16 protein-coding genes are annotated in these 22,290 nt (G+C 63.0%); 4 read left to right on the top strand and 12 right to left on the bottom strand.

Going from position 1 to position 22,290, the window contains the following annotated elements:
* Positions 1–7: 7 nt before the first annotated feature.
* The 12 genes from tssM to tssA all read right to left on the bottom strand — a co-directional run bounded on the left by tssM (position 8) and on the right by tssA (position 16,572).
* Positions 8–3,505: a type VI secretion system membrane subunit TssM gene (tssM, locus tag J2X76_RS26265; protein ID WP_310220505.1), complete on the bottom strand. Its 3,498-nt coding sequence runs from the start codon at positions 3,503–3,505 to the stop codon at positions 8–10.
* Positions 3,502–5,049, bottom strand: coding sequence for a type VI secretion system protein TssL, long form (tssL, locus tag J2X76_RS26260; RefSeq protein ID WP_310220503.1), 1,548 nt, complete (start codon positions 5,047–5,049; stop codon positions 3,502–3,504). The genes tssM and tssL overlap by 4 nt, the downstream gene beginning before the upstream one ends.
* Entirely contained in the window at positions 5,046–6,386 is a 1,341-nt protein-coding gene (gene tssK, locus J2X76_RS26255) for a type VI secretion system baseplate subunit TssK (protein ID WP_310220501.1), read from the bottom strand. Before tssK ends, tssL begins: the two co-directional genes overlap by 4 nt.
* Positions 6,376–7,581, bottom strand: a complete 1,206-nt coding sequence (locus J2X76_RS26250) for an FHA domain-containing protein (RefSeq protein WP_310220500.1) — start codon at positions 7,579–7,581, stop codon at positions 6,376–6,378. Before J2X76_RS26250 ends, tssK begins: the two co-directional genes overlap by 11 nt.
* Complete coding sequence (gene tssG, locus J2X76_RS26245) at positions 7,571–8,644, bottom strand: type VI secretion system baseplate subunit TssG (RefSeq protein WP_310220498.1); 1,074 nt, start codon at positions 8,642–8,644, stop codon at positions 7,571–7,573. Before tssG ends, J2X76_RS26250 begins: the two co-directional genes overlap by 11 nt.
* A 21-nt stretch (positions 8,645–8,665) precedes the next feature.
* Positions 8,666–10,447: a type VI secretion system baseplate subunit TssF gene (gene tssF, locus J2X76_RS26240; RefSeq protein ID WP_310220496.1), complete on the bottom strand. Its 1,782-nt coding sequence runs from the start codon at positions 10,445–10,447 to the stop codon at positions 8,666–8,668.
* Positions 10,440–10,949, bottom strand: a complete 510-nt coding sequence (gene tssE, locus J2X76_RS26235; RefSeq protein ID WP_310220494.1) for a type VI secretion system baseplate subunit TssE — start codon at positions 10,947–10,949, stop codon at positions 10,440–10,442. Before tssE ends, tssF begins: the two co-directional genes overlap by 8 nt.
* Positions 10,942–11,772: a type VI secretion system accessory protein TagJ gene (locus J2X76_RS26230; RefSeq protein WP_310220492.1), complete on the bottom strand. Its 831-nt coding sequence runs from the start codon at positions 11,770–11,772 to the stop codon at positions 10,942–10,944. The genes tssE and J2X76_RS26230 overlap by 8 nt, the downstream gene beginning before the upstream one ends.
* Complete coding sequence (gene tssC, locus J2X76_RS26225; RefSeq protein WP_310220491.1) at positions 11,769–13,157, bottom strand: type VI secretion system contractile sheath large subunit; 1,389 nt, start codon at positions 13,155–13,157, stop codon at positions 11,769–11,771. The genes J2X76_RS26230 and tssC (J2X76_RS26225) overlap by 4 nt, the downstream gene beginning before the upstream one ends.
* A gap of 123 nt (positions 13,158–13,280) precedes the next feature.
* On the bottom strand, positions 13,281–14,762 hold the full coding sequence (gene tssC / locus J2X76_RS26220) for a type VI secretion system contractile sheath large subunit (protein WP_310220489.1): 1,482 nt from the start codon (positions 14,760–14,762) through the stop codon (positions 13,281–13,283).
* Between the two features lie 124 nt (positions 14,763–14,886).
* Entirely contained in the window at positions 14,887–15,411 is a 525-nt protein-coding gene (gene tssB / locus J2X76_RS26215; protein WP_113282905.1) for a type VI secretion system contractile sheath small subunit, read from the bottom strand.
* A 90-nt stretch (positions 15,412–15,501) separates the two neighbouring features.
* Positions 15,502–16,572 carry a type VI secretion system protein TssA gene (tssA, locus tag J2X76_RS26210; protein WP_310220488.1) on the bottom strand — a complete coding sequence of 357 codons (1,071 nt, stop codon included), beginning with the start codon at positions 16,570–16,572 and terminating at the stop codon, positions 15,502–15,504.
* A gap of 232 nt (positions 16,573–16,804) precedes the next feature.
* On the opposite strand from tssA, the gene tssH reads away from it, so the two are divergent.
* The 4 genes from tssH to J2X76_RS26190 all read left to right on the top strand — a co-directional run bounded on the left by tssH (position 16,805) and on the right by J2X76_RS26190 (position 22,264).
* Positions 16,805–19,585, top strand: coding sequence for a type VI secretion system ATPase TssH (gene tssH / locus J2X76_RS26205; protein ID WP_310220486.1), 2,781 nt, complete (start codon positions 16,805–16,807; stop codon positions 19,583–19,585).
* Positions 19,586–19,627: 42 nt separating this feature from the next.
* On the top strand, positions 19,628–20,104 hold the full coding sequence (locus J2X76_RS26200) for a type VI secretion system tube protein Hcp (protein WP_113128141.1): 477 nt from the start codon (positions 19,628–19,630) through the stop codon (positions 20,102–20,104).
* A 143-nt stretch (positions 20,105–20,247) separates the two neighbouring features.
* Positions 20,248–21,324 (top strand): hypothetical protein, encoded by a 1,077-nt coding sequence (locus tag J2X76_RS26195; protein ID WP_310220485.1) that lies wholly within the window; start codon positions 20,248–20,250, stop codon positions 21,322–21,324.
* A gap of 304 nt (positions 21,325–21,628) precedes the next feature.
* Entirely contained in the window at positions 21,629–22,264 is a 636-nt protein-coding gene (locus tag J2X76_RS26190; RefSeq protein ID WP_310220483.1) for a hypothetical protein, read from the top strand.
* Positions 22,265–22,290 lie beyond the last annotated feature (26 nt).

Below are 22,290 nucleotides of genomic sequence, written 5' to 3'. Positions count from 1 at the left end.
GCGCCGATCAGAATTGCGTAGGGCAGGAGAAGGCATTGAGCGCCTCCAGACGGAACGGGTTGAGGACGGAGCCGAATTGCACGTCGAACTCCGCCGTCCGGCCGTTCTGCCGGAAGCTGGCGCGGAAGAGGTCGTCGCCCTGCATGGTGATATCGGCGCTGTCGAAGAGCCGGAAAGGCGACCAGTCTCCGTTTTCCGTCATTGCCTCCTGCCAGCCTCCCGGCTGGAAGGCGATGCGCGAAGCGTTGCTCGGGCCGGTCGAGGGCCAGGTGATCGATTTCGACTGGATCGGCCCATGGAAATAGACGACGCGTTCTCCTTCTATTTCCAGCATGACTGCATTGGCGCTATCGGTCAGCGAAACGGGTTTGACATTGATGGCGACCGACGGTGTCTCGCTGTTTGCGGAGAAGAAGGCCCGGTTGATCTTGTCGGCATTCTCGAACTGGGCGATTGCCTCGCTCGGAATGCTGGCGGAGCCGAATGTGCCCTTCCAGCCCCAGGGCGAAGAACTGGTATCGACAAAGGTGGCGAGCCGGTCGTTGAAGAAGGTCTTAAACAGGCCCTTGGGACCGAACAGGCGCACGAAATCGCTCATCGCAACATCACGCGGAGATTCCCGGTCGAAAGGATAACGGCCGGTGATCACGCTGGAGCAGAAATTGGCGCCTTCGGCAGTCCATGCGTTGCTGATGCGGGTTCGGGCGGATTTGACCGCCAGCGAGCCGACATCCGCCGCAACCCCGGCCATCCAGGTATCGACCGGCGCCGGCAGCCGCCGCGCCTGCTGCAGCAGATCCTGATTGGCATTGGTCAGCTGGCTGTCGACATCGAAGACCTTGGCGACTTCGGCCGTGGAAGTCGCGGCACGCGACAGCTGCTCGTGTACCTTCTGCAGGACGGGCTTTAGCTGGGCGATCTGCGATTTCGGCGCATCCTGCGCCTGGCCGGTGAGCAACTGGCCGGAGGACAGCGGGTCGGATTGCGGGGGCTCAAGCGCGGCGCGCAGCGGTGCGAACGGGTCCGGCGCATTCGCGGCGCTGGCGAGCGTCGTGGTCGAGGCGGGCAGGCTGTCATTGGCCGCGGAAGCGACCTCGGCACCGGGCCGGCGAAGATCGGTCGCCGCGGCGATGGACTTGGCGATATTCTCCACCGGGTTCGGCTCGCTTGCGAGAATACGGGTTGTCTCGGCTGCGTTTCCGATTGTCTGCGACGGCTTGACCCTGAGATCCGCCGTCAATGCCGACCAGCGCTGTTCGAAACCGTCGAAATAGAGTTGCAACGCGGCCTGCGCGACCGCATCGACCGAGGAGGTTGCCGGGTTTGGCTCGCCGCGCACCCACTGTTCCTCGAGCGCCGTCCTCGCCGCATCGGTGATCTTCGGCAGGACGACCTGGCGGTAGCCCGTGCTGGAAAAGAGACCGGGCACGCCTTCCCGCAACGCAGCCTTGGAGGGGCGTTCGAATGCCTGTTCGCCAAGCGGACCCAGAGCCGCGGCCGGCGTCCAGGCAGGCAGCGCGCGCGACTGGCGGTAGCTCGCGAGAATGTCATAGGCTCGGTTCGGGATGCTCTGGGGACGGATTGTTTCGCGGGCTTTGGCGATCAGGGCGCTGTCGAGTTCGATCGGTGGGAGCGAACCACGCGCCATGGCGCCGGCATGGGCGATCAGCGCCTGCCGCGCCGCCGATCGGCCTTCGCCGGGATAAAGTCTGGTGAACATTTCTTCCGCTTCCAGCGAAACGAAATCCGCATCCATCGGGCCAAGGCCGCCAAGCATGCCGTAGAGCTTCAGGGCGTCGAAGGTCGTTGCGACCTCCCTGCTTTCGGTCATTTCCTTTTGCAGCTGGACGAGCATGCGGGGCAGAAGCAGCGCGTTGAGCGCCCGCTGATAGGCGTCGCGCTGGCGACCGGCCACCTTGCTTTCCTGGTCGAGGCCGAAGCTGACCGGCCATACGCGGGTTCTCGAAAACTCGCCGGTGACGGCGGCGAGATTGTCGAGTGCCGGGAGCACGCGCAGGAAATCGCTATCCGTCACGTCGCGCACAGGCACGCCGCGCGCCAACTGTTCGTAGGCGTCGATGCGTCGCTCCGCACTGGCGAGTGCTGCGGCATTCTGGAAATAGGTGGCAGTCCAGCTGGTGAGCACGACCGCCAGCGCCAGAACCGCGGCGGCATAGGCCGTACGGCGGAAAAACACCTGCCTGCGGGAAAGCCGCTTGTCGCGGGCGACCAGGGACGCCTCGTCGAAAATGACGTCCTTGAAGAGCCGCGACAGGAAATAACTGCGGCGTGCCCGCGTCGCCGAGAGCAGGCTCGTTTCTTCGGCTTGCGTGCCGGAGGCAAAATAGATGCCGCGCAGCATTGGCGGCTCGACCAGTTTCGAGCCGGAGCAAAGCTCCGTCATCACCTCGTGCAGCCGCTCCCTGAGCGCGGCGAGCTCGGCGGGGAAACGGAAGATGCGGCCGCGCAGCTCCGGGTTCGGCTCCTGCTGAAGGCGCTCGATCAGCATGGCGCCGACACGTTCCTGCAACAGGGCGAATTCTTCGAGGAAACGGTCCGGCAGATTGGCGGCCTTGTAGCTCTCCTCCAGGCCGAATGTCGTGCCCCAAACCTGTTCGCGGTCGGACTTGTTGAAACCGTCGAAAAATTCCACGAAGCCGGTCAGGAGGTCGGCTTTGGTCAGCACGAGATAGACCGGAACCCGGGCCTGCAGGTGCTCGTCGAGTTCCGAAAGCCGCTGGCGGATCGCTCTGATCTCCTCGCGTTGCGCTTCCGCATCGCGGGTCAGCAGGTCTCCGATCGAAAGCGTCAGCAGCGCGCCGTTGATCGGCTGCGAACGCCGGTATTTGCGCAAGAGCCCGAGGAAGCCTTCCCAGCCGGCCTTGGCAGTGCCATCAAGATCGTCCTGGGTCGTATAGCGGCCGGCAGTGTCGATCAGGATCGCCTCGTCGGTGAACCACCAATTGCAATTGCGGGTGCCGCCGATGCCCTGGACGGAATTGCTGCCCAGCGCATCGCCCAGCGGGAATTTAAGGCCGGAATTGGTGAGCGCTGTCGTCTTGCCGGAACCGGGCGCGCCGAAGATCACATACCAAGGGAGTTCGTAGATGTAACCGAAACGCTTGCGGGTGATGCGGCGCAGCAGCTGCAAGGCCTCTTTGAGGCGGCCGTGGATTTCGCCAACCTCCGCCTGCTGGCTGGCGGCGGCTTCGCTTGCCGCGTCGCGCTCGATACCTTCGACCAGTTGCTTGTCGCGGCGCCGGTCGCGGATGACCGTGAAGATGAGGTAGCCGAGCCAGATGGCAATGATCACGCCGATCAGAAGCAGGCGGGCATTGACGCTCGCCAGCGGTTTGAAATTGCCGTAGGCGGCGAGGTATCCGTAGAACCAGATGACGACGCAGATCGCCGCCACCCAGATGACGGAGATGAAGCGCCGGCCGAGAAGGCCTGCATAGGCCTCCACATAGGAGCGCAGCGTATAGAAGGAACTCAACGGGTTCATCGTGCCGCTCCTCCAGCTGCTGGCGCGATTTCGGTGTTCGGCCTTTCAGCCCGAACCGGCGGTACCTTGAGGCCGGCGTCGCTCAGCCTTTCCGACGGATCGGTGAGGACCAGGATTTCGGTGCGTCGGTTCATCTCGCGGCCTTCCGGCTTGGCGTTGTCGGCGATCGGATCGCTGTCGGCGCGGCCTTCGGTCAGAATTGCATCCGGCCCGGTAAAGGAGGCCAGGATGTCGCCGACCGCCTTGGCACGCGCCTCCGAGAGATGCCAATTCGACGGGAACTGGACTGTGCGGATCGGCACGTTGTCGGTATAGCCGATCACGACGGCGCGGAATTTTTCCGCAGCCAGCGCACCGCCGATCCGCTGGATAAGATCGTGGAACTTCGAGCTGACCTCGGCGCTGCCGGTATCGAAGAGACCCGAGTTTTTGATCCGCACCAGAAGCCGGCCGTTCGAATCCGACAGTGTCACGAGCTTCTTTTCCACCTCCGGCTCGAGGAAGGCGAGAAGATTGTCGAGGCGGCTCGGCGGAGGAGCCTGTTTCGGCGGGGGCTCGACCGGCGGTGCGGGCTTGACCTCGACGACCGGCTGGGCCGGTTCGGGCAGAGGTTCCGGCACCTTGATCAGGACGCTTGGCGTGTCACGCGGCGGCAGGCTCGCCAGCCGTTGGAATGTTCCGTCCGAGGCGCTGTTCAGCGACAGGGTGAAGAAGAGGTAGCCAAGCGCGAAGATGAGCGCGAGCACGGAGAGCAGCGTCCAGAGCGCGACCGCGGTGCGCAGCGGCTTGTGGCGGGCCGAAACACCTTTCCAATGGGGCGACAGCTCCCGCTCGAAGACGCCATATTGTCCAAGCAGGGTCTTGTACAGGCTGTCGCGGATGCGACCGAGTTCGAGATTACCGCGCGGCGAAACGCGGGTGCGTCCCTCGAAGGCGAGCGACAGGCAGAGATAGATAAGGAGCAGCAGGTCCTTGTTGGCGCCCGGGCTCTGATGAAAATGGTCGAGCAGGTCGAACACCCGGTCGCCGCCGGTCACGTCCATATGGAAGGTGGAGACGAGGCCGGAGCGGGCCCAGCCGGCGCGAACGCCCCAGGGCTTGCTCAGGACCACGTCGTCGACGGTGGCGCAAACGACGTAATGGGCGGCCCGGGCACGGTCCGGACTGATGCGGGCGCTGGCGAGATCGCGTTCGTAACGACCGATCGCTTCGACCGCGACCTTGCGTAGCTGATCCAGGTCCGGCTGCTCCTCGGCGTGCCGCAGCGCATGGGCGAGATTGAGCAACGGAGCCGCCGAACGCACCAGGGTCGGCACTTCGTCGCCGCCGAAACGGAAATCCCTGACCAGTGCTTCCACCGACCATCCGCCCTTGCGGGGAGGCGCCTGCTGCAGGTTCTTGTCCGAGGGGCTGTCGGGGAATTCCAGCACGTCATCCAGCATTTCGGCCATCTTGCGGGCCGATTGCTTTTTCTGGACGCCGTCCTCGGTGAGTTCGACGATGGTTGGCAGGTTCTGCCAGGTGGATGCGGGTTCGTTCTTCATTCTCTAAGGGCCCACAGTTCCATTTCGAGGCCCGGGAAATCGCCTGCGAGATGCATGGCGATGGCGCCCGAGGTGTCGAGTTGCTTCCAGAGCGGATTCTTGGTGTCGAGTTCGAAGTAGATGGTGCCGGACCGGTAAGGCAGTTGGCGCGGCAGGACCGGCAGCGGCCGGACGGGAATACCCGGCAGCGCGACGTTGACGAGATCGGCGATGCGCTCCACGGGGCCGACCTTGATCTGGGCGGGCAGTTTCCGGCGAACGTCCTCGGCCGACATTTCTGCCCTGACCGCCAGCACGAAACCGGCATCCCTGAGTAGCGAGCGGTCGTTGATCGTGCCGACGCGCACGCCATGGCGGCGTTCTGCGAGTTCGATCGCGACGGCGGCCTGTTCGAGAACCGCGGAAAGCGATGCGCGCAGGTCGTCGAAGACGGCTGCGAAGGTCCCCTTCAGGTCCTCATGCCGGTAGGGCGGGAAATCGGTCGCCCGCTTCCGTTCGGTCGTGAAGGTCGCGAGTTCGCCGGCAAGCTGGATGCAGGTCTCGTAAAATTCGATCGGATGGATGCGTGTCGCATTGGAAAGGATATGCTTCAGCATCGGATCGGCGCGATTGAGGATCTGCAGCAGGAAATAATCGCCGACTTCCGCCGTCCCGCGAATGGTCGGATCACCGATCCTTTCGGCGATCGCCTCCGCGCGGTGTCGGACGATGCCGAGCAGTTCGGTCATCAGCTCGGTCAGACGCGCCTCGGCGGCGCAGTTGAGACTTGGCGCGATGAATTCCGGGTCGAGTATGACGGCACGGTCGGAACGCACCTCGATGATGCGGGCGAGGCCGACGAGCTCGTAGCCGCTGAGTTCGTCGCCGGTCTTGAGATAACGCATGCTGAGCCGGCCGACATCGATCGGCGCCATGAAATCGGTTTCGACATTGGCGTCCGGGGCCTCGTAATGCGAGGCGACGAGGCGGACGCTGTTCAGCTTTGCGCCGCCGTTCAGCGCCACATCGGCCTTGCCGGGCTGGCGGGCCGGAAGCGCGAGATAGACGACCGCGTTCTTGGTGTTCTCGTCAAGGTCGAGCGGCGGGGGCAGGTCGGCATCGATCGGAGCCTCGAAAGGCGTGCCGTCCGGCATCATGCCGCGCAGGTTCGAAAGAGCGAACTGGCCGATCGCCAGCGCGCTGCGGTCTATGCCGATTTCGGACAGGCCCCACGGATAAGGAGAGAGGCCGCGCGTGGTGGTGCGGACCAGCCTTTCCGTCCAGCGGTCCGCCTGCTGGAAATGTTGTACGCGAAGGAACATGCCTTCGCTCCAGGCCACCCGGTTCTCATTCCTCATGTCTGCCGCTTCCTTCCCGTTCTTTCGGCATGGGCTCGCGATGTCCGCCGTCCACCGCCCGCATCATCGCGTCGCGGAAGATCTCGCGGACCGATTGCGCCCTGCCGTTCTTTTCGAATTGCGCCTTATAGGCCTGCCAATAGTCGCGATTGCGCCCCCAGGAGGGGGCGAAGCGCAGGCTGCGGGACCCGGCATCGATCCGCGCTTCCAGAATGCGCGGCTCCATCTGGCGCCCGGCTTCCCGCACCAGCTCTTCCAGCGCGGCGTTCAGCCTCATCTGCCGGTCAAGCAGGGCCTCGGCTCTGATCACGAGCGCCTCCTCGCGGCTGCGGCCGAAGATATCCGGCTCGGAAAGGGCGTGCGGCGGCTCCATCTCGAAGACGGCAAAAGCGTTATCCAGAGCTTCATCGAACCGGCCGAGCAAAGGCTCCAGCCTCTCCGCAAGCTCGCCCGACCGGCCGATCGACAGGCGTGGGAAATCATCGAGCAACGGCTCCGGCGGAGGGACGTTGTCGTTGACGGTTTCCAAAGTCTCCACGGCGCGGACCCGCAGAGCCGGTGCGGACACATGAGTGGCTGATCCATGTTCCAGATGGCTGCCGTAGTCGGACCCTTCGTCCGCATTCCAGTCGTCCGGAAGGAATTTTGTGGCGGAGCGGATTTCGGGCGGACCGTTCCAGCCGATCTCGACATTGCGGGACGGGCTGGAGCCTTCCTTTCCGGTCGCGACCGGTACCGACCAATCCTCCGCGACGCGCTCGCCGAGAATGCCTGCGGCAGCACGGCCGCCGGGTGCGATGTCTGCCAGGATGGCGGAGATCGTCAGCGGTTCGTCGCTGAGCAGGAGGCCGGCCTCGGGGTCATCCAGGTCTTCATCACGTTGGCCGGAGATGCGGACCGTGAAGGCCAGGTTTCCGACCTCGACCATCGACTGGTCCGCTAGCCTTGCCGTTTCTCCTTCGTGGACGATATGGCCATCCACCTTCGATCCGTTGGCGCTCTGATCGCGCAATACGAAACCTTCGCGGTCCCTCTCGATCGTGCAATGGAATTTCGACACCGAACGCTGGTCCTCCGGCAGCCTCCAATCGCAATCCGGCGCTCGCCCCAGCGTGCGCCGACCGCGTTCGAAGAACCATTTCCGGCTGGCCAGCGACGCACCCTCGCTGTCGATCTGGCGCAATTCAAGCCGCATGTCCGCCTCCTCCTTCGATCTGCCGCAGGCGTTCGACGATCACCGCATCGCCGCTGTCCTTCCCGGCGGGCGCAACGCGGGCCCAGCTGTTCCAGCCGAGGCGCGGCGGGTCACCGGCCTCTTTGCCGCCCCCTTCGCCGCCTTGGCCGAGCTGGCAGAATGGGATGTCCTCCTTCCTCAGGATGACCTGAATATCGAAGTCGAGAGCCGAGCCGACATAAAGGCGGGTCAGGGCGAAGAGTTCGGTGATGTTGCGGCCGCCGGGCGCAAGCGACAGGTAGTCGGCGTAGCCGAGCGGACCGATGACGACGCGAAAACCGCCGCTGAAATCGCGGATGGCGGCGCCGGCGGTGGCATTGACGCCGAGCTGCACGCCGTGCGGCTGGCCCATTCGACTGCGCTCCTCCTCCGGAATGGCGAGCCAGCGGCCGCGAAAGAGTTGGATTTCGATCGGCAGGCCGCTGAATTCCTCAAGCATCGCGCACAGGTTCGCCGCATTTCGGTTGCGTGCGGCAAAGAAGCCGGAGAAGCGCAACACGAGATCCTCATCGACGCCGCTTCGTTCCGTCAGGCGTTTGGTGCCGAAACCGGTCAGGGCGAGGAGGGTCGTGATGAAGGCATTGTCCTTGCGGCTGCCGCCCCAGCGCAGCCGGCGCGCGATGCGATATTTCTCGCAGGCAACGACGAACAGCTCGGCCATGCGGGCACTGAATAGATCGAAGAAGCTTGCCAGGGCCTTCGACCTGTTGCGCTCTTCGCGAAGGATGATTTCGTTATAGGCTGAGGGCATGGAGCCGAGCGGGCCGATCAACCCGGCAAGCGCGCTCTTCACCGAGGCGCGCATGCCGCTCCGCTTGAAGCCGCTGACGGCGAGCGGCGCGGGAGAGACACCTGTATGGGATGCCACATCCAGTTCGACCCCCGGATATTCGGCGACCGCCGCCTGCGCCACACGGAATGCCGTCACCGGTTCGAAGCGACCGGGGTCGCGTTCGAGCAGGTCGGCAAGGGCGCCGGATGAAACGCCGGATGGCGCGTCAGGTTTGCGGGTCGTCAGGTCCATGGTCGGTTCGCAATCCTTTCGTCAGAGCAATGGCCGCTCGGCGGCGCGTGCCGGCCAGGTGGCGATCGGTTTGGATTGCCCCTTCATCGACACGGTCAGCCGGGTAAAACTGTTGACGGAGGTGTAGAGGCTGAAGAAACGGTCGAGCACCGCGCCGAACAGGAAAGCGGACGGCCGGTCGATCGCGGCCGGATCAAATTCCAGCGCGATCTCGGTGCCGGGCACCATGCCACCGCTGCCGAGCCGTGCTGTCGAATTTTCGGCCTTGATGCGGATCAGCGCATCAACGAGCTGCTTGGTTTCCGGGCTGTCGCGGAAGGCATAGAGCGACAGGATATCCTTCAATGCCGCGCCTTCGTTGTCGAACAGGGAGAGATGGTTGAGCAGCAGGTGTGACACGAGGCGCCAGTTGCGGCCCTCCTGATCGTTCATGCGGACCGAAGGTGTGGGCGGGATCAGCGCTTCGACACCGGCGACCGCCTCGTGGCCCGAGGCCAGTTGCAGGAACGGGTGGCCGCCGCCGAAGGGCAGCTGCTCCGGCAGGTCGCGGTTGAGGCAGAGCGTATCGACGCTCGCCACCGCGTCCATCGGCCCGGCGAAGCGGCGGTTGCGGTCGACGAAAGCGATCTCCATGTCGCTCGTCCCGTCGTCCTCGTCGAAGCGGCGATAGGCCTGCCAATAGGAGGCACTATTGCCTGCCCGCTGCGAGCGGCCGAAGAATGGCTGGCAGAATTCTTCCTGCCCGCGGGAGCCGGTCAGAAGCACGCGGTCGATCGAATAGATTTCGCGCGTCCTCTGGCGACGGGCATCCGGCAGCAGCCGGTATTCCGTGCGGGTGCCGTCGACCGAAATCGGCTCGCAGGTCTGGCGGAAGAGATTGACGACCGGCGTGGCGTTGAGCGTGAAATCGCGTGCCGACACGGCGCGTTCGAGCTTCGCGTCCGTCTCGTCCAGATAGATGAAGATTTCCAGCGTCTCGCCCTTCCAGGCGTCGAGCCCGTGGAGATCGAGGAACAGGAATTTCTGCGGCAGGGCAAAAAACTCGGTCAGCAGCCGGTAGCCGATGAAGCTCGGGGCCGGATAGGGCAGCATCGCCTGTTCCGGTTCGAAGCCCACGGGCTTCAGGTTCCGGGCGGCCAGGAAGATCGGCTCGCGATCGTCTGCATGTTTTGCAAGCGCGATGCCGAGCGTGTGGTTGGCGAGCAGTTCGTGGATCGCCACCGCCTGCTGCCAGGGGGACGGAATATGCAGCCGCAGCCTGCCGACGCCGAGATCGCCGAACGGCTGGCGCGGATCGAGCGCGCGAACCGACAGCCGCAGGCAGCCGGCGACACCGGAATAGGGCGACAGCGGGGCGTTGATCGGCTGGCCGGACAATGCGGCAGCGGCGATCTCGATCGGCGCGACATCGACATCCTGGGTGGTGCGGAACCGGCAGGCTTCGCCCCCGATAGGCTCGGCCAGGATTTCCGTATGGCGCGGCACCGTCTGCACCGAGGCGAGCGTGCCGCTGGGTTTGAAGCGCACGATGCTCATCGAGGGGAGCGGTGCAAGATAGTGCGGATAGAGCGTTTCGAGCAGTCCGTCCGTCAGCTCCGGGAATTCGTCGTCGATCTTCTGGCGGATACGGGCGGCGGAATAGGCGAAACTCTGGATCAGCCGCTCCACATGCGGATCGTCCGCGACGTCGCCGGTCAGGCGCAGGCGACCGGCAATCTTCGGAAACGCATCTGCGAACCGCGCCGCCCGCCGACGCAGCGCCAGCAGCTCGTCATTATAACGGTGGAGGAAACCGTCAGCCATTCGCCGCCTCCACCAGGAAGCGCTGCGTGGACGGATCGATCGTGGATTCGAAGCTGATCGGCGGCATGCCTTCATGCAGGCGAAAGCTCGCCTGGATGCGCATGCGCAGCGCCCGCTCCGTCATCGTCCGGCTCTTCAGGATCGTCACGCGAACATCGGAGAGGCGCGTCTCGAAAAGCGAGATGCGGCGCTCGATCATCTGGGCGAGCCTGAGCTTGGCCTCGTCCGTCACGAGGTTCGCAGATACCATGCCGTCGACCCCGTAACTCACCAGGGCGTCCTTGAGTTCGCCGAGTACGGTCGGTGGTGCGCTCGGGCAACGGCGGGTGTTGAGGAGGGCTTCCAGGTCGCGGCGGATCGCTTCCCGCATGTCGCGCACCTGGTCCACCAGGCTTGTCGGCGCGTCGAAGGCACGGTCAGGCGCCTCGTCGATCAGCCGGTCGAGGATCGAACGGGCCAGAATGCGGTCGCGCGGCCGGTAGCGTTCGAGCGGATCAGCCATGGACGACCTGCTTCCGGCCGGTTGTTGCAACAACGGTTTCAAGGCTTTCGGTATCGTGGAAGGAGACGAGTTCGTCTCCGGCGAGGAAGCATCGCTGGCCGCGGCCGGTGGTGATGCCCGTGGGCTCCTCGACCCAATCGGTTTCCCGGCCCAGAAGCAGCGCCGCATCCGCTGCCGTGTCGTGATAGATCGCCGGCAGCAGTACCGGCGCCACGGCGCCGTCGATCAGCGAGAGCTCGGCCCGCCGGAAGGCGAGGTCGCGCGGCCTTGCGATCGGTTCGACCGTGAGTGCTGCGATCTTGGCGAAGTCGATCCAGAGATAGGCGCCGCCGGTCATGATCACCTCCAGCGCATGCGGCGTCCGGTCGTCGAGATCGCGGAAGTCGGACACTCTCTTCCCGTTCCAGAGGATCGGACGTTCGCCGCGCTGATCCTCTAGGGTGGCGAGCGCTTGCGCTGCGTCGTCGATATCCCCCGTCCGGTGCGCGATGCCGAGGCGGACCGCAAGCTTGTCGAGATTGCTTGGCCCTTGCGGGAATTCCGGCACGGCGCCGCTCCGGAACCAGGCATCGCGCGCCGCCATGCCGCGCAGCTCGTTGCGCAGAAGGGCAAAGCCCATGGTCGCATCGGGTGCGAAGGTGACGGCGAGGCTGCATTGATTGTCGGCGCGCTCGTAATCGCCGGAAAGTACCAACAGGTCGATATAAAGGTGGCGGGCCTCCTGGTCCGACGGGTGGGACTTCAGATGCGCCTTCGCCATGTCGAGTGCGGCGTCGAGCGCATTGCCGCTCAGGGATTTGGCGATGCTTTCGGAAAGCGTCATGCGGACATCCTCTCGGTCATGGCGACGGGGCGGCGAACGATCTGGTCCGGGTTCGCAGTCTCGGCGACGAGGTGGAAGCTCGTGGACACGTCATCGAGCTGGAAATGCGGCTGCAGGCGGACGGTGCAGGAGAAGGTGCCCGGTTTGCCGGGAATTTCCGCGACCGTGATGCCGGCGGAACGAAGGGGGAAGCGGGTGCGCAGCGAAAGATCGGCGTCGTCGTTGCCGAGCGTATAACCGGTCAGCCAGTCATCGAGCTTCCGCTGGATGGAACCGGCATCCGAGAGCTGGCCGATCTCGTCACGCATGATGACCTTCAGATAATGCGAAAAGCGCGAGGCGCAGAGCACGTATTGCAGCATCGCGGCCAGCCGCGCGTTCTGGCGCGCATGCTCGTTGGAATAATGCGGCGGGGCGTGCAGCGACTGATTGGAGTTGAAGATCGCCGAGGCCGAGAGATAGGTGGTCGCGACGGGGATCAGGCCGAGATCGCAGAATTGCTGCTCCTGAACGCTGGTGAGACGAATTTCCACCGGGGGCTGGGCCGAAAGCTCGTTGCTTTCGGTGCCGAAATCGTAGGGGCGCAGTTCCGATGTGCTCAACAAACCGCCGTCGATCCTGTCCTGGGTGACGCCGCGGATATCGGCGAACCAGCCCGATTCGATGAAATTGCGGATGACGATGGTGGCGAAGGCGAAGGCGCCATTGCCCCAGAGCAGGGAGCTGCCGTCTGCTGCAATCTCCTCGCGGAAGGGAAAGCCGTCGTTGCGCCGCCGGTCATACGGTTCGAGCGGCGCGCGCATCAGGACGCGTGGGCCGACGAGGCCGATGAAACGCGAATCCTCGCGGGCGCGAAGTGCGTTCCAGCGGATGCGGGCCGGATCGCTGGCGAGCCAGGAAAAGTCCTGGACGCGGCCGAGCTCGTGAAAGTCCTCGAGCCCGATCGCCTGGGGCGAGGCACCGGCGACGAAGGGGCAAAAGGCTGCCGCGGCCACCATGCCGAGCTGGGTGAGGAGGCTGACGGCGTCACCGCATCGAGGTTCGCCCGGCGAGAAGTGGTAGTCGCCGATCAGCAGCCCGTAGGGTTCGCCGCCCGGCGTGCCGAATTCGCGGCTGTAGATCAGCTCGAAGAGATGGCTCTGGTCGAAGTCCGAGGCGCGCTCCATGCTCCGGGAAAGCTCCTGCGCGCCGACGCTCAGAAGCTTGACCTTCACATCGCCGCTCGGGCCGGATACACGCACGAGCATGGCAAGGCCGCGCCACCTCGCCTCCATCGCCTGGAAATCGGGGTGATGCAGGATCGCGTTCACTTGGGCGTTCAGGGCCTCGTCGATCAATGCGATCAACCGGTCCGCCCGACGCCTCCATTCTGTGCAAGAACCCATCGTCATCCTGGTTTCAAATCCGGGCAGATCCAGGAAAATGCGGTTGCGTTTCCGGCTGGAGCTGCATGAAAACAAAATCGGAAGGATCACGCGCGACGAGGGGACGCCGCGCGTGCCGTCGCATCAGGATTTGGAGGGTATCCGTGCGACCATCCGCAGAGAGGTCGTCAACTCCTCCATCTGCAGCCAGGGGCGCATCCAGGCCACCGCATTATAGGCGCCCGGCTTGCCCGGGATTTCCTGAACGGTGACCTTGGCATCGCGCAAGGGATATTTGGCCCGCGATTCCTCGCCCGCCTCGTCATTGGCGTTGACGTAGTTGGCGATCCAGCGGTTCAGCCAGGCCTCGCAATCTTCCGCTTCCATGAAGGAGCCGATCTTGTCGCGGCCCATCACCTTCAGGTAATGCGCGAAACGGGAGGTCGCCATCATGTAGGGAAGACGGGCGGAAACCGCCGCGTTGGCATTGGCTTCCGGCCGGTCGTAAAGCTTCGGCTTGTGGGTCGTCTGCGCGCCGAAGAACACGGCGTAATCGGTGTTCTTGTAGTGGCAGAGCGGCAGGAAGCCGAGCTTGCCGAGTTCGGCGTCGCGGCGGTCGGTAATGCCGACTTCGGTCGGACATTTGAGATCCAGATCGCCATCGTCGCTGGAGAAGATGTGCATCGGCAGGCCTTCGACCTTGCCGCCGTTTTCGGCGCCGCGGATCGCCGTGCACCAGCCGCTCTTGGCGAAAGCTTCGGTCAGCCGCGTGCCCATCACATAGGCCGCGTTCATCCAGCAATAATTGTCATGCGGCAGTTCTCCGGTCTTGGAACCGCCCGTCTCGTCGTAGTTGAACTCGTCGATCGGGCTGGTCTTCGGACCATAGGGCATGCGCGCGAGGACGCGCGGCATGGCGAGCGTCACGAAGCGTGAGTCGTCGCTGTCACGGAAGCTGCGCCACTTGGCATATTCGACCGTGTCGAAGATCTTTTCGAGATCGCGCGGCTTGGCGACTTCGCGGAAGTCCTCGAAACCGAACATGCGCGGGCTCGCTGCCGAGATGAACGGTGCAAAAGCGGCAGCGGCGATCATCGACACGCCCTGCAGCAGCTGGATGTCCTCGAAGGAATTGTCGAACTCGTAATCGCCGATCAGCGCGCCCATCGGTTCGCCGCCCGGCGTGCCGAACTCGTCTTCATAGACCGACTTGAAGAGGCGCGACTGATCGAACTCGACCGCCTTGGCGAGATCCTTGGAGATTTCGCGCTTGGAGGCATTCAGCACGCGGATCTTCAGGTTGACGCTGGTCTCGGTATTCTTGACCAGATAGTTGAGCCCGCGCCAGGCGCCTTCGAGCTTCACGAACTCGGGCGCCTGCATGATCGCCGCGAGCTGCCTGGAGATCGTCTTGTCGATCTCGGCGATCGCGTTGTTCAGGGTGACGGTCAGGTTGCGGTCATAGGTGACCGTGCCTTTCAGCGCCTGATCGGTCAGGGTGCGCAGGAGGTCCTGGGCGCGGTTCGGTTCCGTCTGGCGGGTCGCCGCGACCACCTTCGTCAGAAGGTCCTGATCGGGAACGAAATCGATCTGCTCTGTCGTCTGCAATTGCGTGTCAGCGCTCATGTCTCAAATCCTTGTTCCGGGGAGCTGCGCTCTCGAAGTGTTGACGCCTTCGAGGAAGCGGCTGCTCCAGCCAACAGATGGGCGGGAATTTCAAAGCGCGCGGTCGCCCGCGCGCCGACGACACTCAGTTGACCGCGTCTTTCTTCTCTTCCTTCTTGTCGCCGCCGAGCTGGGCGACGAGCTGGGAAAGATCGGCCTTGTTCTGCAGGATCTCTTCGAGAAGCCGTTCCAGCTCTTCGGAGCGGTCGGCCTTGCTCATCAGGTCGCGGAGTTCGTTGCGGGCATTGAGCAGGGCTTTCAGCGCCGGCACCTGGTTGACCACGGCGCCGGGTTCGAAATCCTCCATGCTTTCGAATTTCAACGAAACCGGAAGCTCGGTTCCGTCGTTCTGCAAGGTGTTCTCGACGGAAATGGTGAGGCCCGGGGTCATGCGGCGCATGACGTCGTCAAAATTATCCCGGTCGATCTGGACGAACTTGCGCTCGCCGAACGGTTTCAACGGCTGGGTTGGATTGCCGGAGAAATCACCCAGCACGCCGACGACGAAGGGCAGTTCCTTCACCACCATCGCGCCTTCGGTCTCCACTTCATATTTGATGTGGACCCGGGGTTTGCGAACCCTTTCCAGCTTCTCATGCACACTTGCCATCGGGATTCTCCTTCCTGCCATCGGCAGATTACGAATTCAGACTTTTGCAGATTGCGGTCGGGCGGAAGCCCGCATGCGGTCGTATGCCCCTCAACCTCCCCTGTCGGCCGAGGGCTGGATGCCGGCCGCCGTCAGCACCGCATTGCGCGCGTGCTGTTCGGGCAGGAGCTCGGCAAGAAGCTCGGAAAAATCCATGCGGCCGCGGCGCACCAGCGTCTCGATCGACATGGAAATCGGTGAATGAGGTTCGGTGCGGCGAAAATAGCGTGCCACTGCGATCAGCAGTTCGAACGCTTCTTCGCGGGACCGAATCATCTCGGCGGTGATCGGACGGAGCTGCGCCGCCGGCTCCGTTTCCGCCTGGTTCGTGTTGGCGGGATGCAGGTCCGTCTGGTGCGACAACGGCTGTTCGGGAGCGGGTGCGGTTATCTCGATGCCCGCCAGGACCCGAATTGCAGAGGCCGCCTCATGCAAAACATTGCGTGTATTCGAACTCGGCGGCGCCTGATCGCCGCATCGGGCGTCAAGTATAGCGACCAGACGGTCGAAAGCGGCGATGCATTCCGTGAGTACCGTCAGGTGGCCTGACATGCGTGCGACACCGGCTTCGGTCGCCGCCTGCTGCAAATCCTCGCGCCGCTCGCTTTCAGTCGCCCGCTGCGAAAGCTGGAAATCCCAGAGCGAAAATTGCGCGAATTTTCCGCCAGGGATCAACGAAGTCAGACGGATCGCCTGGATGATCGTTCCTTCCCCGCCGACGCCGTTCAGGCCCGCAAGGGGCGCAAACCGCTCCTCCAGATCGTCTTCGCCGATTGAGTGCAGGGAGTCAAAATAGTTGTCTAAAAGCGACACAAGCGCCTCATAGACATCCCGCAATCCTTCGAAGCCGTGCAGCCTCAGCTGAGCCTCGGCCAGCCAGGCCAATACTTCGATGTCCTTGCCCACGGAAGAAAGGATATGCAATCCAAGATTGTTGACGTCCTGCCAGGCAGGTGAAAGACCAATAGTTTCACCCGGAACTATTCCCCGTTCAGTTGTCCTTGCGGCGCTTCTCGCGTCCTTTATTCTATAGTATATTTCGCGTACCGAAGTATTAGTTCGGACGTTTTCTCCGCACGGAGCGCCTTCTTCAAATGGATCGGCTATTTTTAGCACATTCACGCTGGCATATTCTCCAAAAATGGGAGCATAAATCCGCAGACGGTCATCCTGTTGGTCATATACTGCCTTGTCAAGTTCCAGAATAAGGTGACAGTTTGGTGACAACTGTCATAATCGCTATTTTTTGACATAGCGCAACTTTTTGTCTGGACAAGGTCTGGTAACCGCCCTAGTTGTTGCCTCGCATCTCGAAAGAACACTGCACCTCGACGAAAGATACAGGGCTTGCCGGATGTCGCACATCGATCTCAGCCGTCTCATCAGAACGCTTGAGCCAAGTTTGCGTGTCGGTCTTGAGACAGCCGCTTCGCTTGCTGCACGTCATCAGCAGCCGGTCGTGGAGGTCAGTCACTGGCTTCGCGCACTTCTCGACATCGAGGGAATTTCTGCTGTCTTCGAGGACCTGGGCGTCCCTTCGGAGACGCTGCGCACGGAGCTTGATGCGGCGATTGCCGATATACGCCGGGAAGACGGCGCATCGCTCGTGCTTTCCCAGAACCTGCTTTCGCTGGCCCGCGAAGCCTGGCTCGTCGCCTCGCTTCAATACGGACGCGGCGTCATCACCCTTGCCGACCTGCTTTCCGCGTTGACGGCCGATCACGCTCTGCGCGCCGTGGTGCGGGGCATCGCGCCGTCGATGCGCGGGCTCGACCGGACGCGTCTCGACGACAAGCTCGAAAAACCGAAAGTCGATCAAGCGGATAACCCGTCGCAGCCGGTTCTTTCGAAGCCGGCTTTTTCGTCGGCGGAAAACGAATTTCTGCGCCTCTATACCCGCGATATGACGGCCGATGCGCATGCCGGAAAGATCGATCCGGTCATTGGCCGCGACCGCGAACTGCGCCAGCTGGTCGATATCCTGATGCGGCGGCGGCAGAACAATCCGATCCTGGTCGGAGAGGCAGGTGTCGGCAAGACGGCAGTCGCGGAGGCGCTCGCTTTGGAGATCGCTGCGGGAAGCGTGCCCGACCGGCTGAAGCAGGTGAAGCTGCTGCTGCTCGACCTCAGCCTGTTGCAGGCCGGTGCGGGCGTGAAAGGCGAATTCGAACGGCGACTGCATGGCGTCGTCGACGCCGTGAAAGCCTCACCCGAACCGATCATCCTGTTCATCGACGAAGCGCATGGCCTGATCGGCGCCGGCGGGCAGGCAGGGCAGGGCGATGCTGCGAATATTCTCAAACCGGCCCTGGCGCGGGGCGAATTGCGAACCATCGCGGCCACGACCTGGAGCGAATACAAGCGCCATATCGAGAAGGATGCGGCACTCACGCGGCGCTTCCAGGTGGTGCATGTGCAGGAGCCGGATGAAGAGACCGCGGTCCGCATGCTGCGCGGGGTGGCCGAGAGCCTGAAGGCTCACCACAAGGTGCGGATTCGCGACGAGGCGCTGGTTGCGGCTGTCCGCCTTTCGGCCCGTTACATGCCGGCACGGCAGCTCCCCGACAAGGCGATCAGTCTGATCGACACGGCGGCCGCCGGCGTTGCGCTGTCGCGGCAGACCTCCCCGGAAGCGCTGAGGCTGCTGAGCAACGAACAGAAACTTCTCGAGACCGAAGCCAAATGGCTGGAGGGGGAGCCGGAAACGCCGGAAAATATGGCGCGGCTTGCCGAGATCGCCCGGAAAAGAGACGAAATCGGCGCCGAAGCCGAAGCGCTGCAGGCGAAATTCGAAGAGGAAATGCGGCTCGCACGCGAAGCTGACCGGCTTGAAGAGGCTTTTTCGCATGACGCTGCCATCTCGCCGCTAAGCCCGGCCGAGGGGGCGGGTGGCGGCACCAATGTCGCGCCTTTCCCGCCGCAGGCGATGACGCCGGAAACTGCCCGCGCCGCCTTTGCCAGCACCGAGCAGAGCCTCATGGCGATAGCCGGCGAGACACCGCTGGTGCCGCGTGTCGTCGATAAGGAGGCGGTGGCCGCAGTCGTCGCCCGCTGGACCGGTATCCCCGTCGGCAAGCTGCTGTCGGATCAGGTCGAGACGGTGAAGACGCTGGATGCGCGGTTGAAAGAGCGCGTGCTCGGCCAAGATGCGGCAATCGAGCGGATCGCATCGACCATGCGCGCTGCCCGCGCGGGCCTCACCGACCCGCGCCGGCCGCCTGCCGTCTTCCTGCTTGTCGGCATGTCCGGCACGGGTAAGACGGAGACGGCGCTGTCGCTCGCCGACATGCTCTATGGCGGCAGCCGATATCTCACGACCATCAACATGTCGGAGTTCAAGGAAGAGCATAAGATCTCGATGCTGCTCGGCTCACCTCCCGGTTATGTCGGGTATGGCGAGGGCGGCGTTCTGACCGAGGCGGTGCGGCGGAGACCCTATGGCGTGCTGCTGCTCGACGAGATCGACAAGGCCCATCCGGGCGTCCAGGAAATCTTCTACCAGGTGTTCGACAAGGGAACGCTGCGGGACGGCGAAGGCCGCGACATCGATTTCAAGAACACCACGATCTTCATGACGGCCAATACAGGCTCGGACCTGCTCGCGGCACTGGCCGCCGATCCGGACACAATGCCGGAAGGCGAGGCGCTCGAAGCGCTTCTGCTTCCCGAATTGCAGAAACACTTCAAACCTGCCTTCCTCGGGCGCACCACGGTGCTGCCCTTCATGCCGCTTGGCCGCGAAACGCTCTCCGGCATCGTCGACATCCAGATCGGGCGCATTCGCGAACGCGTTGGCACGGCCTACGGCACGGCGCTCGACCTTTCGGCCGACGCGCGGGAAGCCCTGATCTCAAGGGCGAAAGCCAGCGAAATGGGCGCTCGCGCCATCGAGATCATGATCGCCCGCGACCTTCTGCCCGTGCTTTCCACCTTCTTCCTCGATGCGGTCGCGGAAGGCCGGAAGAGCGCCGGCATCACCATCAATTTCGACGGACAGCGCTTCGGCATTGATGCCAAGAGCGCGGCCGTCCAACAAAAATTCGCCGAACCGGAACATAGCCGGCAGGCGGATGGAGAACCCTCGGGCAGCAAGCGCACCCGGGGAGGAGCGAGACGAAAGGCAACTACGCCTTAGACGCAACTAGGCACTTAATCCGATAACAGGAGAGCTGACAGCATGCCGATTTATCTGCAGATCGACGGTATTCAGGGTGACGCAACCCATGAACAGCACCGCAAGTGGATGGATATCGAAGCCATCCATTGGAACGTTGCCCGCAACATGAACACGTCTGCCGGTTCCGCGGCAAACCGTGAAGCTTCCGAGCCGACTGTCTCGGAAGTCATCCTTACCAAGGTCAGCGACTCCTCGTCGACCAAGCTTTTCCAGGAAGCCTGCTCGGGTCGCACCGGCAAGCGCACCGTGATCCACCTGGTGACCACCGGCAATCCGGGCGACACGTATATCGAATATTCGCTGACCAACACGCTGATCGCCAGCTACTCGATCGATTCCAACGGCGACCGCCCGATCGAAACGATCAAGCTGAACTTCACCAAGATGGAAGTGAAGTACACGCCGTACGACGAAAATCATTCGCCGCAGTCGCCGATGATCGCGTCCTACGACCTTTCCACGGCCAGGGCCGCCTGAGGCTTCTCAACATTGGCGACGCCGGTCTTTTCGGCCGGCGTCGCATCCATGCGCCACCCCACCCGTCTCCGCTCACGCTGGCGACGGACGTTTTCGCAGACAGTTGAGAGATATTTTTCGGCTTTGGACAATGGGAGATGATCGTGGCATCCGCAAATCAACGCCTGGGCGATATTCTTGTAAAGCTTCCCAAATATAAGTCCCAATGGGAGCTGAACGTCGCCAGCCCCTATGTGCGCGCCTATGACGCCGCAGTATTGAGCTACAACAACGAAATGAAGGCACAGGGCGAGCGCGACCGCGCCACCGCCGAGATGTTCGTGCTGGCAGCTTCGATCCTGACCGGCAGCGTGATGATGGCCGCTTTCGCTACGACCTCGGTACGCGTGCTGGCGGGCCGCGCGATTGTCCGCGTGATCTGCAACAACAATCTCAACCGTACTTTCAATCTGATGGTCGCCGCGAACAACAACAAGGCTTTCATGTTCGCGCTGGGCGGCGTTCTGGACGAGGCCAAGAAGATCGCCAACAAGCAGGTGACCAAGCTCGCGGAAGGCTTGACGAGCACCGGCACGCAGATCTCCGCGCCGACGTCCGTCAACTATGAATCACGTCTGATGGACTTCATTCGTGCCAGCCATATCTGCACGCATAGCTTCATCGAAGGGGTCAAGGAAGACAATTCGATCAGCGAGGCGCACAAGGCACAGGTTGCGGACATGGCCGCGAGAATCCCGTTCTGCAACCCGCCGGCCGGCAGCAACGTGGACGAAAAGAAGCTGGCCGAGAAGATGGAACTGCTCTTCTACATGAGCTCGGTGCTGGATTCCGACAGGCTCGTCACCTACGCGCCGTCTTACGGCGGAAGCGTAGGGGCCATAGGCCGCGAAACGGAATATGACAAAAAGTCGATCTCGCAGATGCCGTCCGATCCCCGTTATCCGAAGGCCGTCTACCCCAAATTCAACGGCAGGCCTTTCGCATCCTACGATCCAGGCCAGCGCGTCGAGTACGAGAATATCGGCTCGGGTATCCGCGACCGCATCAACAAGCTCAGCGTCAGCACCGGGAACGGGCCGTTCTATCCGTCGCAGAGTTTTGTCGAGAAGAAGCTGTTCGATCCGACCGGTCACACGCAGATGGTAAAAGCCGAACAGATCATCAACAGGCTCTACAACGACGCGCGCCCCAGGCAGCTGACAGACGTTCGGATGATCTAGGGTGCAGTGGATGAAGTCGTTCCGCTTTCCCTCGTCATCGGTTCGGGCCGGCACCATTCTGCGGCGGTCGCGGAATGTTGCCCTGGCCTTTGCCATGGCGGTATCGGCACCCGCGCTGGCATGTGCTTCGGGCGAAATCGACGAAGCTCTTCTTCGGATCGAGCAGGTGGCTCCGCGCCTTTCGGCGCTGCCGTCGGCGGTTGAGAACGTCGTGAAGGCCGCGGCCGATCGAGGAAATGCCGAGGCTTCGAAGGCCGGAGCCATCCTTGCGCCCATCGTCCGCGCTTCCTTCGATCCGAAGGGGATGGCTGCCGAGATTTCGGATGGCTTGGCGGAGGTCCCCGACGGGAAGGCGGATCCGGCCGACCTGGCCAAGGCGGCTGCGGCTTTCGAAGACGGGCGCAAGAAGATCGCGAAGATGTATGAAAGCCAGGATCAGGCGACCGCAAAACAGGTCGAGGACCGGATCGCCGGCACCGAGGACGGCCCCCGCATCAGGCAACTGGCCGACCTGATGGCATCGCCGGAACTGGCTGCCGAAACCGCTCTCACCGCGCAGGTCATGTATGTCTCGCTGGAGGCATTTTCCGATACGAATTCGGCCGAACTGGCATCCGCGTCGCCCGAGAAACTGAAGTCCGAACTGAGCGGCGTTGTCGCATCCCTCCGCGACAGGACCGAGAATGAAAAGCCGGTGCCCAAAGATATCGCGCGGATGGAAGAAAAAGCCCGGTTGACGTTCATCCTGGCGGCTCTGCCAAAAGAAGATCTTTCGGTTCTTTTTGATTTTTATCAAAGCGCAGAAGGAAAGGCCAAGCGGCAAGCGCTTGTCGAAAGTTACAGGCAAGTATCCGATCGGGCCAGTACCAAAATGCTCGCCGAATATTTCCCGACATTGGCAGATTATCTCAAAACTCATCCCCGACCGCAGCAGCAGTAGCCGCGCGTTCCAAGACGGGACCTGAT

The sequence above is a fragment of the Neorhizobium sp. 2083 genome (genome assembly GCF_031455615.1).
GTDB lineage: Bacteria > Pseudomonadota > Alphaproteobacteria > Rhizobiales > Rhizobiaceae > Neorhizobium.
This window is presented reverse-complemented; position numbering and strand designations above follow the sequence as displayed.

Excerpts from the sequence above, each read along its gene's own strand:
- J2X76_RS26190 (WP_310220483.1), top strand. The coding sequence starts at position 21,629 with ATGGCTGCCGAGATTTCGGATGGCTTGGCGGAGGTCCCCGACGGGAAG.
- tssC (WP_310220489.1), bottom strand. The coding sequence starts at position 14,762 with ATGAGCGCTGACACGCAATTGCAGACGACAGAGCAGATCGATTTCGTT.
- J2X76_RS26250 (WP_310220500.1), bottom strand. The coding sequence starts at position 7,581 with ATGCGGCTTGAATTGCGCCAGATCGACAGCGAGGGTGCGTCGCTGGCC.
- tssB (WP_113282905.1), bottom strand. The coding sequence starts at position 15,411 with ATGGCAAGTGTGCATGAGAAGCTGGAAAGGGTTCGCAAACCCCGGGTC.
- tssK (WP_310220501.1), bottom strand. The coding sequence starts at position 6,386 with ATGAGGAATGAGAACCGGGTGGCCTGGAGCGAAGGCATGTTCCTTCGC.
- tssH (WP_310220486.1), top strand. The coding sequence starts at position 16,805 with ATGTCGCACATCGATCTCAGCCGTCTCATCAGAACGCTTGAGCCAAGT.
- tssF (WP_310220496.1), bottom strand. The coding sequence starts at position 10,447 with ATGGCTGACGGTTTCCTCCACCGTTATAATGACGAGCTGCTGGCGCTG.
- tssL (WP_310220503.1), bottom strand. The coding sequence starts at position 5,049 with ATGAAGAACGAACCCGCATCCACCTGGCAGAACCTGCCAACCATCGTC.
- tssM (WP_310220505.1), bottom strand. The coding sequence starts at position 3,505 with ATGAACCCGTTGAGTTCCTTCTATACGCTGCGCTCCTATGTGGAGGCC.
- J2X76_RS26230 (WP_310220492.1), bottom strand. The coding sequence starts at position 11,772 with ATGACGCTTTCCGAAAGCATCGCCAAATCCCTGAGCGGCAATGCGCTC.
- tssE (WP_310220494.1), bottom strand. The coding sequence starts at position 10,949 with ATGGCTGATCCGCTCGAACGCTACCGGCCGCGCGACCGCATTCTGGCC.
- J2X76_RS26200 (WP_113128141.1), top strand. The coding sequence starts at position 19,628 with ATGCCGATTTATCTGCAGATCGACGGTATTCAGGGTGACGCAACCCAT.
- tssC (WP_310220491.1), bottom strand. The coding sequence starts at position 13,157 with ATGGGTTCTTGCACAGAATGGAGGCGTCGGGCGGACCGGTTGATCGCA.
- tssG (WP_310220498.1), bottom strand. The coding sequence starts at position 8,644 with ATGGACCTGACGACCCGCAAACCTGACGCGCCATCCGGCGTTTCATCC.